This is a genomic window from Brevibacillus ginsengisoli, assembly GCF_050113715.1.
GTDB lineage: Bacteria > Bacillota > Bacilli > Brevibacillales > Brevibacillaceae > Brevibacillus_H > Brevibacillus_H ginsengisoli.
On record NZ_JBNJQR010000002.1, the window covers coordinates 629,156 to 641,851 of the forward strand.

Annotated in this window: 10 protein-coding genes; 4 read left to right on the plus strand and 6 right to left on the minus strand. The window is 45.3% G+C overall.

All coding sequences use genetic code 11. From position 1 onward, the window contains the following. Positions 1–40: 40 nt before the first annotated feature. A complete protein-coding gene (amrA, locus tag ACQCN2_RS06575; RefSeq protein ID WP_426928091.1) occupies positions 41–1,447 on the minus strand; it encodes an AmmeMemoRadiSam system protein A in 1,407 nt (468 codons plus the stop codon). 134 nt (positions 1,448–1,581) lie between these two features. On the opposite strand from amrA, the gene ACQCN2_RS06580 reads away from it, so the two are divergent. From ACQCN2_RS06580 to ACQCN2_RS06590, 3 genes are all read left to right on the plus strand, one after another. Continuing rightward, positions 1,582–1,950, plus strand: a complete 369-nt coding sequence (locus tag ACQCN2_RS06580) for a hypothetical protein (RefSeq protein ID WP_426928092.1) — start codon at positions 1,582–1,584, stop codon at positions 1,948–1,950. 126 nt (positions 1,951–2,076) lie between these two features. Next, complete coding sequence (locus tag ACQCN2_RS06585) at positions 2,077–3,678, plus strand: flavin monoamine oxidase family protein (protein ID WP_426928093.1); 1,602 nt, start codon at positions 2,077–2,079, stop codon at positions 3,676–3,678. 469 nt (positions 3,679–4,147) lie between these two features. Beyond that, positions 4,148–4,450 (plus strand): hypothetical protein, encoded by a 303-nt coding sequence (locus ACQCN2_RS06590; RefSeq protein WP_426928094.1) that lies wholly within the window; start codon positions 4,148–4,150, stop codon positions 4,448–4,450. Between the two features lie 482 nt (positions 4,451–4,932). Here the strand turns inward: ACQCN2_RS06590 and hmpA are convergent, their stop codons facing one another. From hmpA to ACQCN2_RS06615, 5 genes are all read right to left on the minus strand, one after another. Beyond that, complete coding sequence (gene hmpA / locus ACQCN2_RS06595; RefSeq protein WP_426928095.1) at positions 4,933–6,213, minus strand: NO-inducible flavohemoprotein; 1,281 nt, start codon at positions 6,211–6,213, stop codon at positions 4,933–4,935. A 157-nt stretch (positions 6,214–6,370) separates the two neighbouring features. Then, positions 6,371–7,447: an ABC transporter ATP-binding protein gene (locus ACQCN2_RS06600; protein ID WP_426928096.1), complete on the minus strand. Its 1,077-nt coding sequence runs from the start codon at positions 7,445–7,447 to the stop codon at positions 6,371–6,373. 13 nt (positions 7,448–7,460) lie between these two features. Further along, positions 7,461–8,249, minus strand: coding sequence for an ABC transporter permease (locus ACQCN2_RS06605; protein ID WP_426928097.1), 789 nt, complete (start codon positions 8,247–8,249; stop codon positions 7,461–7,463). Positions 8,250–8,254: 5 nt separating this feature from the next. After that, positions 8,255–9,151: an ABC transporter permease gene (locus tag ACQCN2_RS06610; RefSeq protein WP_426928098.1), complete on the minus strand. Its 897-nt coding sequence runs from the start codon at positions 9,149–9,151 to the stop codon at positions 8,255–8,257. Between the two features lie 161 nt (positions 9,152–9,312). After that, positions 9,313–10,473: an ABC transporter substrate-binding protein gene (locus ACQCN2_RS06615; protein ID WP_426928099.1), complete on the minus strand. Its 1,161-nt coding sequence runs from the start codon at positions 10,471–10,473 to the stop codon at positions 9,313–9,315. Positions 10,474–10,875: 402 nt separating this feature from the next. Here ACQCN2_RS06615 and ACQCN2_RS06620 point away from each other — a divergent pair, with 402 nt between their 5' ends. Then, positions 10,876–12,690, plus strand: coding sequence for a sigma-54-dependent Fis family transcriptional regulator (locus ACQCN2_RS06620; protein WP_426928100.1), 1,815 nt, complete (start codon positions 10,876–10,878; stop codon positions 12,688–12,690). Positions 12,691–12,696: the final 6 nt, after the last annotated feature.

Genomic DNA, 12,696 nt, shown 5'->3' on the forward strand with positions numbered 1-12,696 from the left:
AACAGGACGATAATCTGTTGTCTTTTTGCTTTCGGTGTTCTTATGTGTACCGTACCACTTCAAAGCGATACATCGTTACATTCTGATCGTCTTGTGCAATGCCCGCTTTCTCCCTGGTAATCGCAATCTGTTGCGTCACGGTGTCTACTCCCTCCAGATTCGGCAGCAAAAGCCCGCTGGATTGCCCATTTGTGATAATTAAACCGAAACGTTTAGGATCTAACTGGGATAAATCGGTCACATGTTCTTCTGGTGCGAGAATGTCTACTGAATATATGAGATCTGCAAGCTCTTCTTCCTCTACGGGATAAAAGCGTTCATCTTCTGTCCCGGCGGCAATGGCATTTTGAATGATTTCTTCTGAGATGGATGAATGAACTGGCTTGATGGTACCAATGCACCCTCTCAAGCGCTCCGCCTGCTTGATGGAGACGAAACAGCCCGCCTGCTTCTTCATCTCCTCCGGCAATAATTCTGGTACATCAAGAATTCTTCCCTCACGTACATAGGTTTCCAAGGCTTCTCTCGCCAAACGAACAAAGGCAGACTCTTTTAGCCTAATATTCTCAAGCTGTTGAAGTCTATATTGCTTCAACTCCTTGTACAAGGAAACAGTCTCTGATGAAGTGGGTTCAAAGGAAGCGACTGTATATCCGACACCGAACGGTCCCTCATATGATAAGAGATGCCCGCTTACCTTCACTTGATCAAACACGCCTAGAAGGATTGCAAAAGGTGCCAGCGTATCCTCTGCCGCCTTCTCCAAGAAGTCCTGATCCAGCGCGTATAAGGCCATCCAATCGGAAGTTTGGATACTTTGCCGCAACCGCAGGTCAAAGACTTGTCCCTCTTCGCGATATCCTGAGGGCGCGTCAGCCTTCAGGGCATGCGAATTATCTCCGCTTGCGATGATGACGGAGCTTCGTCCTAATGCTTCAATCGCTTTTCTTACACTCGATCCTGCCTGTAGCAATATCTCGTGGGAAACAAACCCTGGGGATAAAAGGACAACGTTTCCATCAAATCCAGCCTCCTGCAAGTAATGAAGCGGAAGGATGGCGGCATAGTCTAATTCTTGTGGGATATGGTAGCGTTTCTTGATCGTGTCATTTACCAAGAATACCGGGAGTCCTGCCGTTTGAGCCTGTCGTATTATTTCATGCGTCAACTCTTGATCACTCTTTACCTGATAGGAGCCTGATACTCCAAAGTCAGACAAATCTCCACGCAACAACTTACCGTCCATTACCGAGACAGCGTCTTCGAACATCGGTCCATGTGGCGAGATAATGACAATGACTTCCGGTTCCAAACGAACGATTTGCTTCGTAAGCTCCCTCATGGCTGATTGCGTATTTTTCACATGAGAAATCTCTTCTTTCCCAATTGAAGGAATCAGCAATGGAGGATGCGGCATCAGAGCGCCGAGCAGGATGGTTTGTTTCAACTTGATCCTCTCCTTCCCTAAACTAATTGTATCCATTTACCAAGATGTTGGTTAGTATATCCAAACTTCGGTACACAATAATAGGAGAATACGATTCGAAGGTCCTCACCTCAATGATCAAAGGAGCATCTAGTATGTCCGAAATCATGATGAATCCACAACTTCGCCAACAAACTGATGAAATTATCCGCGGCTTAACTTTCACCAAAAATTTCCGCTCTGCCACCGCCGAAGAATGGTATGTATTCCTCCCCGGGTTTCAGGACCCTCAGACACAGGGAGCCGCTGGCAAAGTGATTATTCATTATGATTTATTCGGAAATCGGGACGTTTTTATCAACACCACAGTCATATTTGATGATCCAGCTTTGTTCGATCCCCAGGTTCATCCCATGGTTTATTCTATCGTCGATGAACTGGTCAATCGTTTAGTGGGTTATGCCAATACCTTATTAAGTGTTCATGCGGGTGAGAATTCTTACCAGGCGGAATATATCAGCTGATGGATAAGTCTGATAACATGTTATCAGGCTTCTTTACATATTTTGATAATAGGATAAGCGCTGATCTCACTCGGCTATTATTTGAATTTTCCAAAATTATTTTGCAGGAAGGATGGGGGATTTCTTATGGCACGCACATCCTTATTCCAACAGTTGCAACAATCACTTGCCGTCGCGCGCGAGGCATGGAAGCGGAACGTTCCGGTTGAACAAGTGATTGAGGAGCATGCCCAGAAGGCTTTTAGCAGACGGGAATTTTTGCACCAAGCCGCGATGCTTACGGCAGCCGTGGCGGTTCCCAGCTTCTTGTGGAATCTCAATCCTCAAGAAGCCCATGCCGCAACCGCTCCCAAAATCGCCGTTATTGGAGCCGGACTCGCCGGGCTAACCTGTGCCTATCGGTTAAAGCAGGCTGGATTAACTGCGCAGGTGTATGAAGCCTCCTCACGGGTGGGCGGTCGTTGTTGGTCGCGTAGAGGTGATTTTGAGGATGGACAAATTGCAGAACATGGCGGCGAATTGATTGACCAGGATCATAAAGCGATTCGTCATTTGGCTCAGGAACTCGGACTAACCCTGGATAATCTGGTATCTGCCGAGAAAAACGGAACACAACCCCTCTATTATTTTGACAATGAACCCTATACCTATACGCAGGCGACACGAGATATCAAAGATATTTGGCAGAAGCTTCATCGAGATGTCATTGCGGCAGGCTTTCCCACTCTGTACAACAGCTATACGGATAGAGGGTATGCATTAGACCATATGTCCATCGTTGACTGGATTGAAGAGAGCGTGCAGAACGGGATGAACTCCAAACTGGGCAAGTTGCTCGATGTTGCCTACAACATTGAATTTGGAGGAGAATCCAGTGATCAAAGCTCGCTGAACTTACTTTATCTATTAGGCTATCTCGGTCAGGGACAGTTACGGATGTTTGGGGCATCCAATGAGAAATATCACGTTCGGGGAGGCAATGATCGAATCGCCACTAGTCTCGCAAATTATCTGGACGGTCAAATCCACACAGGAGAAGAATTAACAGCGATCCGCAAAAATAGCGACGATACCTATTCTCTCACATTCGGCTCACGGGACATCCAAGCGGATATTGTGGTCATGACAATCCCCTTCTCCATTCTTCGCTCTTCTGTTGACTACAGCGATGCTGATTTTCGCAAGTTGAAAAAGACGGCGATTGAAGAATATGGATTTGGTACCAACTCCAAGCTGTTTGTTCAATTCACGGACCGCCACTGGGAAGGACTGAACTGTAACGGAGATACCATTTCAGACACCGGTTATCAAAATACGTGGGAAGTTTCACGGGGACAGGGCGGCCGCAGTGGTATCTTGGTGAACTATACAGGGGGCCTCATCGGGGAAAGTTTCAACACAGGATCTCCTACTTCCCGAGCCCAGCAATTTCTCCAGCAGATTGAACCCGTATTGCCAGGCATCCGAGATAAGTGGAACGGTCGGGCCGAAATTGACTATTGGACAGGGTACCGTTGGACGAAAGGCTCCTACGCCTATTATCGTGTCGGACAATATACCAAATTTGCCGGAATTGAGCGTGAAGCGGAAGGCAATTGCTACTTCGCTGGGGAGCATACCTCCATTGACTATCAGGGATACCTGAACGGTGCGGTTGATTCAGGCGAGCAAGCTGCTAAAGCGATTGTTGCTAGCAGTAAATCGGTGAAGAAGGTGAAACGCAAGTAATGATCAAAAAGGGCTGCTACAGAGCAGCCCTTTTAATATGGAACCATTTGAATGTGCCTATTATCTAACTTTGTATTTTTCTTCAAGTTTTCCTCTATTTTTACTATAATGGTATAAACTACACGAATACAAAGGACGATTTGGTCATGCCTTTTTTTATTGGAACTGCGTTTTGGTTATTGTCTATTGCCTATAGCTTCTATCGATGGAATACGATCAGGCCTGAAAGCTTTTTATCCGAATACAACTACATAGGTGCTACATTATACGGTGAAATTGGAACTCTCCTGTATCTTCTCTATTTACTCCTTGTGTTTTGGTACAAAGAGAAATGGAAAAATGCATTAATCACATTGGGAGTCCTCATCATTTGTTTTTGTATTTTAAGGACTTACGGTTCATTACATCTATTTGGAGTTTAACCATGAAATTCCCTATTACAAATTATTTTTACTAGGAGAAAACCACGATGATGAAGAAGGTTTTAAAATCATGGACTTTTTGGTTAACACTTATTGCTACCCTTATTTGCCTGAATGATGCGCTATATGAAAACAGCAGATTTATGTATCAACAGCATTTGGGATTGGCTTTGGATCCGCTTTATAGCGAATTTGCTTTTAGTGAGCCCTATCGCTCATTATTTTTTGAGGATGCAGGATTTCTAAAAGCACTTCCCCTAGCCTACTATACCAGAATTGGATTGTCACTCATCTACGGCCTTATCATAGACTTCATAGTGATGTTCATTCGAAAGGCAAGAACGAACTAAGCCAAAGGAAAAAACGATCGAAGTTTGTGTGAGGTGGTTAGCCATGAAACATCAGGATGATAGCGTAGCTGTCTTAAAAACGAGGCAAAAACTATTATTTGGAATGTTGATGTGTTTCTTTCTTATGTATTTACTGCCCAATTTATTCAGTAATACTGAGGGAAATCTTTTTTCCGTGACGTTTCTCTCTAAAACTATCCTCCCGACCATCATTCTGTACTTGATCATTCATTATCTGCTTGTCCCCTACTGGTCAAAAATTAAAGCATGGTTTAACAATTAGCTTTTCTGAGGAGCATGCAGCGTCCCGCCGAGTATTGGAGAAGGCCGGAATGAATCTGGATGAAGTTGTGCCTGATTCTACTGAAATCAATGGCAAGATGGTGAATGACTGTTTTTATTCGTTGGAGAAAGTAAATCATTAAAAAACAAAGTCCTTCGGAAAACCCGCAAGGACTTTGTTCAATCTGTTTCCTCCATTTTTACTCCGATTCAATATCTCCAAATGAACCAAAGAACTCATAGTGAATTCGATCCGGTGAAACTCCCCATTGTTTCAGAGCCTTATAGATTGCTTTCATAAACGGAGTAGGTCCACAAAAATAGAAATCCGCATTCTTATCCGAAACAATTTCTTTTAGCCAATCGAGGGTGATGTACCCTTCTTTATCGTAATTTCGCGCTGCTTTATCTTCATCTGTTGGTGATTGATAGACCACGTAAGATTTTACTTGACTATGATCAGCCGTTACCTTTTGGATGTGATCGTTAAAAGCATGCACTTTTCCATTTAACGCGGCGGAAATATACGTGACATTGCGTTCGGGCTGTTCTGCCACCAATGTATTCAGCATACTCATAAGTGGCGTTAAACCAACTCCTCCGCATAGTAATACCACTGGAGATGTTGACTTCAGATCCAAATAAAAATCTCCGGCAGGCGCTGTAATTTGAACGGTGTCGCCTTCTTTTACATGCTTGTGCAGCATGTTTGATACTACTCCCGCAGGATATCCCTCTTCCAACGCATCCTCTCGTTTCACGCTGATTCGATAATAATCCAAACCCGGACGATCTGATAAACTATATTGTCTTAGCTGTGTGTAAGGCTCTGATTCCATTTTAATGGTGATAAATTGGCCGGGTGTAAAACTAGCGATTTTTCCATCGGCAGGTTTTAAATAGAATGACGTGATAACCTCGCTTTCTTTCACTTTACGATCTACGATAAATGGTTTATAACCTGCCCAGCCCCCCGGTTGTGTTTCGGCTGTTTGGTACTTGAGATCTTCTAGCCGAATGAATACATCGGCGATGACAGCGTAAGCGTCTGCCCAAGCGTCGATAATCTCATCTGTGGCGGCGTCCCCTAGCACTTCTTTAATCGCTTGCAATAAATTTTGGCCAACAATGGGGTAATGCTCTGGTTTGACCTGAAGACTTCGATGTTTCTCGGCGATACGTTCCAAGACCGGCATGATTTTACTCATGTCTTCAATGTTAGCCGCTGCTCCATATACCGCGTCGGCTAGAGCTTTGGGTTGATGTCCGGTGATTTGATGTGTCATGTTGAAAATATTTTTTAATTCAGGATGAGATTCAAACATCCGACGATAAAATTGTTTCGTAATCGCCTCACCATGCTCCGCAACTACAGGTAATGTGGCTTTGATGACCGCTAATTTCTTTGGATCCAGTTTTTTTACTGTTTGCAGGACGTCTTGGTAAGCGTTAGTTGATTGGGTTGTCTGTGCGTTAGTCATGATGGACACCTCGTTATTTCGTATTCGTCAGGATTCAAGTATTTCCAATTGGTTATTTTTCTATGTTTTGGTTGAGTTAAAGCAAAGAACCTTGCTCTCATACAGCGGAGCAAGGTTTTCCTGTTAACCCAAGACTCATTCATAACAAAACACAAGCCTAAGACGTAAGTACAACAGCCTGATTACTTTCCCAGCTTAAAAACACGTCTTCCCCCGGTTGAAAAACGCTGCTTGAAGCGGCTGATTGCACAACGACTACCTCTGAACCTCTTGAGAGTTTTACTATCATTTTGTACGCCGCTCCGACGAACACCAGCTCAGAAACCCTGCCTTGCAATCCGGCTTTTCCTTCTGCCATCGTCTTACCTACGGAGATCAGTTCCGGTCGAATGGAGAGTACGATTTCCTTGTTATTCCCCTCTTCCTTGATCTCTTGCGGAATATGAAACAGAATCCCTTCAATCTCCACTTGGCTGCCAGACTCCCTGCTTGACTTAATGGTACCCTTGAGCAGGTTGGTTTCACCGATAAAATCCGCTACGAATCTAGTTTGTGGTCGATTGTAAATCTCGGTAGGCGGGGCAATTTGTTCGATGAAGCCGTTGTTCATGACCGCTACCCGATCTGACATCGTGAGTGCTTCCTCTTGATCATGCGTGACATAAATAAAGGTAATGCCAAGTCTTTGCTGCAGATGCTTTAGCTCAAGCTGCATTTGCTTGCGCAGCTTCAAATCAAGCGCGCCCAAAGGTTCGTCGAGCAACAGAACCTTCGGATTATTCACAATCGCTCTTGCGACGGCGATCCGTTGCTGTTGTCCGCCTGATAGCTCGCGAGGTTTACGGCTTGCGTAAGCTTCCATTTGCACGATACGAAGCGCATCTTGGACCCGCTCGTTGATTTCAGATTTAGATACGCCTTTCATCTTGAGTCCATACCCGATATTCTCCTTTAATGTCATATGAGGAAAAAGAGCATAGTTTTGAAACACGGTATTAATATCCCGTTTGTTCGGTGGCAGGTTGGCTACATTTTTCCCATCCAACAGGATCTCCCCTGATGTCGGATGCTCGAAACCGGCAATCATGCGTAAAGTCGTGGTTTTGCCGCAGCCGCTCGGTCCTAACAAGGTGAGAAATTCGCCTTGATAGATGTCCACATCCAGTCCCTTCACAATCTGCTGTTCACCAAATTGCTTTTTCACTCCCACTAAACGAACCGCTACCTCTTTCATAGTGTTCTTCCTCCTATTCCTCTCGACGTGTCAGTTTGGTTGAGATGACGATGAGAATGATCGAACTGACGAACACCAGTGTTGAGATGGCGTTCACTTCCGGAGTTATTCCGTTGCGAGTCATTCCCCAAATCTGAATCGGCAAAGTGCTGTAGACTCCGTTTAAGAAAAAGGTCACAGGAATCTCATCCAATGACAACGTAAAAGCGAGAAGCGCCGATCCGATCAGTGCTGTCCGAATATTGGGCAGAATCACATGCCAGAATGTCTGAATCCTGGATGCTCCCAGATCAAGAGATGCTTCTTCAATGGAACGGTCCAACCGTTTTAACCTGGCTAGAACCTGTGTCATGACAATTGCCACAAGGAAGGTCGAGTGTCCAATCACGACAGCGAGCATCGACTGCTTGATCCCCACTTCCTGAAAAAAGCTAAGCATGGCCACACCCGTAAGAATTCCTGGCAGGATTAACGGCAAGAGTACGATCCTCTCAAAAATCTTTTTACCGATAAATTGAAATCGATCCAACGCGAACGCTCCAGGTACCCCCAATAGGATAGCGACACAGGTACTAATAGAGGCGACAGTCAAGGAATGCTCTAATGATTCGATCAACGCCTTGTTCTGTGCCATGACGTGATACCATTTGAATGAGAATCCAGTAATCGGAAAGCTGTTCACGCTATCAGCATTGAAGGAGTAAAGAACCACTACAAACAAGGGCAAATAAATAAACCCGAGCACCAGGACGGAGAAGAGCCACAGCAGCTTCGTGATCCAATCCCAACCGCGAATTGCCATCCTTCTCACCTACCTTTTCCCAGTGAAGTATCCAAAGCGGCAAATCTTTTTTCAGAGCGACCCGTTATTTCCAGAATCGCGAGAACCAAAAGGAGAATTATGATGCCGATCGCTGAACCATACGGCCAGTTATTGGAGGTGCCAAACTGCTGCTGCACCACATTAGCGATCATGGTACTGCTTCCGGGGCCACCCAGCAAAGACGGAGCTAAAAAGTCTCCCATGGAGAGCACAAACGCAAATGTTGATCCTGCGATTACCCCGGGAAGTGATAAAGGAAAGACAATGTGTCGGAAGGTTCGCATGCGATTGGCGCCCAAATCTCTGGAAGCCTCCATCAGGTTGCGAGGAATTTGTTCAAGGGATGTATAAATCGGCATCAGGACAAATGGCGCGTAGATGTGAACCATTCCAATGATGACCGAGATTTTACTGTATAGAAAAATTTCCAGAGGTTTGTCCGTCAGACCAAGAAAGATTAACGCGGAATTCAGTAAACCGTTCGTGCCCAGTACGATTTTCCATGCGTATGCCCTTACAATATAACTGACCCAAAGCGGGATGATCACCAGCATATAGATCGTTTGCTTCAGGTTTTTTACTTTGAAATTGATGTAATAAGCCAGTGGATAGCTGATCAACACCGTCATAATCGTGACAATCAAAGCCAATTGCAGCGTGTCAATCAAGACTGAATAAGGCGCATTCCCCCCGGTGGTAGCCGTGAAAAATTTCAAGTAGTTATTCAGATTAAACTCCTTGACCACCTCGATAAAAGGACCTGGCTTCCAAAAGCTGTAGGTAAACAGATTGAGATAAGGCATGAACAAAAAAGCAAAAAGCCAGGTTGCCGGCGGTAGCAGCAACGGAAACAAAAATTTGCGTTTGGCTAAAAAATTCATTGCTGTCTACTCTCTCCTCTCGTCATCCACAGTTTGAATTTCAAGAACATGTATTCATCCAAGATATGGAGAGGGATGAGCGTCCAGATTCTCATCCCCAACCTTCACTTGCGAATCTGATTTAAAAATAGGGCAATGACCTCTTCGTTGCCGGTTAACGCTTAGTTGGTTTTAACTTCCGTCCAAATCTCGTTGTAACGAGACCGATCTTTGACATATTGCCAGAAGTTGAGCCGCGTGAACATCTTATCCATGTCCTTGATGTAGGTGATCTCCTGGAGAGCTGGGCTCATGAATTCTGCGGATTTAGGGTTGGCTACACTGTAATTGGTCACTTCAGCGACAAGCGCCTGTTGTTTGGGCTGACTGATGTAATCGAGGTACAAATCCGCCAGTTCACGATGCTGTGTTCCTTTGACAATCATCAAACGGTCAATCCAGCCGGTTGCCCCTTCTTCCGGGATTGTCCATTTTAGGTGCCGGCCTTTGTCGTTCACCTCTTTAACGGTTAATGGCCAACCTACAGCAACTACGACTTCTTTATTGGCAAACAAGTCGTTTAATTCTCCACCAGTCGCCCAGTATTTGCGGATTTGCGGTTTGAGTTCAATCAGCTTTTGTTTAGCGTTCTGCAGTTGTTCCTCGGTCATGTTGTATATCCCTGACTGATCGGTTTTGTCCAAGCCCTCCATTTGCCCAATGAGATAAATGTTGGAGATGTCATCCCAGATTGATACCTTCCCTTTGTACTGCGGTTCCCAAAATACCTTCCATGATTTCGGTTCTTCCTTGATCACATCGGAATCATAAATCAGGTAGTCGGGTCCCCAGGTAAACGGCAATCCATACAGTTTGCCATCCTTCTGCACATCGGAGAGACTGCGCAGTTTTTCGTTTAGATCGTTAAATACGGAAATCTTGGTCGGATCAATCGGCTCGATCATGTCGGATTGAATCAGCATCCAGGCAACATCGGAGGATGGTGAGATGATGTCGTACGTATTCCCTCCGCCTGCCTTCAGCTTCGCAACCAACTCGTCACTGGATCCAAAATAGGTGGGATTTACTTTTATCCCGTACTTCTCTTCAAAGCCCTTGGTAAACTTGGGATCAGCGTACCCTTCCCAGGTGAGGAGATTTAAGGTTTGTCCGCTGAATTTTGCCTTCAGATCGGCATCAGATGGTTGTGTTGACTGCGTATTGGAAGGTGTAGACGATGAGGTTGGCGCAACTTGTTGGCCTCCTCCGCCGCAAGCGGTTGCAAGAATTGCCGTCACTGCCAGACTGGACAGGATGCTAAGCCATTTTCTTGCTTGTTTCATGAAATCTTCCCCCTTTGTTTTAGTCGTTGTCATACCAGCCCCATAGCGCTTCGTACTTCTCCTTCACCGGCCTCCACTCATTCTCCAGCGAAATACATCTTCCATACGTGATTGGTTTGTGTGTTCAAGCGAATAGTCCCCCTTAAAACTGAATTAGGCTTGTTCCTCAGGTAATCAAGCCTCTGCCAACCGCTTGTGGATCGAGCTTAATTCTTACCCGTGAGAAACCTTGCTATCATGTATATTCAGCCGTATCTTTTCTCATTTCACATATTTCACGAAAATTCAGACTATGTTTTGGTTTTGAAGCGACAAAAGTGAGAATAGACTGAATACCAACAATCCTAATTTGGTGAACAAAAACATGAATGAGATTATCAGTCTGAACAACGGAGGTGGAGGATGAGCGTATTGCAAGGGATTCAGGATACTGTCCAACAAGTTGCCGAGGCGATCTCAGCCGCGTTGCAAATCGAATGCGAGATTGTCGATGATACGATGACAATTATTGCTGGCACTGGCGCTTACAAGGAACGGATCAATACGAAAGAAGAGAATGGACAAGTCGATGCCGGTTATTTATACGGTCGCGTCATCAGCAATAATCAAGCCTATTTCATCGAGGACGCAAGAAGCGATCCATCCTATGATCCATCCGTGCTAGTCGGTCAGACAGAAGAACTGGCGGAATTGTGCGCACCGATTAATTATGAGGGAAAAGTGATTGGAGTCATTGGGCTTATCGCTTTTGACGAGGTTCAGCATCAATTCTTGCTCAAAAACAAGCTCCCCTTGTTCACCTTTTTACAGCGGATGAGCGATTTAATGACCGAGAAATTAACGGCAGCGGATGCCTTTCATAATTGGAAGCGCTCGATGCGACAGCTAGAAGTACTGATTGAATCCATTCATGAGGGAATCATTGCCATCGATGAGCAGGGGGTCATCACGACTTGCAATCAGGCAGCCCAAGAGCTGATTCAACAAGATAAATCGGAGTTAATCGGGAAAAAAATGAAGGACGTCTGGCCCAACTCCCCTATGCTGAATGTTCTTCATTCTCACCAAGGGTATCTCGAACAAGAAGAGATTTACACAGTCGGCGGACATCAGATGCACTTGATGATTACAGCGCGCCCTATTCTCATTGACAAGAAGACAGCTGGAGTCGTCGCGACATTTCGTCGAATGGCTGATATGCGCCGACTCGCTTATTCGATAACAGGTGAAACCAAGGACTTGTTGTTTACAGAGTTAAAAGGAAACAGCCGCTCCTTGTCGCTTGTTCTTAAACAAGCCCAGCAAGTTGCCAGAGGTACTTCTAATATTCTTATCACGGGAGAAAGCGGAACAGGCAAAGGCATGATGGCCGCCGCCATTCATTCCGCCAGTAATCGACGGGATGGGCCGTTTATCATCGTCAATTGTGGGGCGATTCCTGAAACATTGTTGGAGAGTGAGCTTTTCGGGTATGCGGGAGGGGCTTTTACCGGGGCCAAAAAAGAAGGCAAAGCAGGCAAATTTGAATTAGCGGACGGCGGAACGATCTTCCTCGATGAGATTGGAGACCTTCCGTTGCACCTCCAAGTGAAGCTGTTGCATGTTCTGCAATCCAAGCAGGTAGAACGAGTCGGATCGAATCAGCTGATCTCCGTGAATGTTCGCGTCATCTCTGCTACGAATAAAAGTTTGGAAGAGATGGTTGAAATGAAGGAATTTCGCGCTGATTTATACTTCCGTCTGAACGTTATTCCACTCCATATGCCTCCATTGCGCGAACGAGCTGAGGACATCCTCCTGTTGATGGATTACTTCTTGGCGAAATACAAGGAGAATACCAACCCGCAAATCAGTTGCTTCACGCATGAAGTCAAACAGCTTTTCCTTCACTATGAGTGGCCAGGCAATGTACGGGAGCTTGAGAACGCGATCGAGTACGCGGTTAATATGGAGACTTCCTCCATCATCGGACTTGATGCGATTCCTTTGCGAATCAAACAATACCTTCACTCCTCTTCAGTTAGCACCTCAAACGAGAAAGGATCGATCCTTGAGCTCTCTTTAAAAGATCAACTTAAACAGCAAGAAGTGCAGATCATTCTGCGCATGCTGGAACGATATGGGACCACACTTGAAGCTAAGCGCACCATTGCGGAGAAACTGGAAATTGGTCTTGCTACCCTTTATCGCAAGCTGGAATCCTACAGTATTTCTTAGTGAGAA

What these genes read in the sequence shown, in the direction of transcription:
- ACQCN2_RS06580 (WP_426928092.1), top strand. Translation starts at nt 1,582, where the DNA reads ATGTCCGAAATCATGATGAATCCACAACTTCGCCAACAAACTGATGAA.
- ACQCN2_RS06605 (WP_426928097.1), bottom strand. Translation starts at nt 8,249, where the DNA reads ATGGCAATTCGCGGTTGGGATTGGATCACGAAGCTGCTGTGGCTCTTC.
- ACQCN2_RS06615 (WP_426928099.1), bottom strand. Translation starts at nt 10,473, where the DNA reads ATGAAACAAGCAAGAAAATGGCTTAGCATCCTGTCCAGTCTGGCAGTG.
- ACQCN2_RS06610 (WP_426928098.1), bottom strand. Translation starts at nt 9,151, where the DNA reads ATGAATTTTTTAGCCAAACGCAAATTTTTGTTTCCGTTGCTGCTACCG.
- ACQCN2_RS06600 (WP_426928096.1), bottom strand. Translation starts at nt 7,447, where the DNA reads ATGAAAGAGGTAGCGGTTCGTTTAGTGGGAGTGAAAAAGCAATTTGGT.
- ACQCN2_RS06585 (WP_426928093.1), top strand. Translation starts at nt 2,077, where the DNA reads ATGGCACGCACATCCTTATTCCAACAGTTGCAACAATCACTTGCCGTC.
- ACQCN2_RS06590 (WP_426928094.1), top strand. Translation starts at nt 4,148, where the DNA reads ATGATGAAGAAGGTTTTAAAATCATGGACTTTTTGGTTAACACTTATT.
- ACQCN2_RS06620 (WP_426928100.1), top strand. Translation starts at nt 10,876, where the DNA reads ATGAGCGTATTGCAAGGGATTCAGGATACTGTCCAACAAGTTGCCGAG.
- hmpA (WP_426928095.1), bottom strand. Translation starts at nt 6,213, where the DNA reads ATGACTAACGCACAGACAACCCAATCAACTAACGCTTACCAAGACGTC.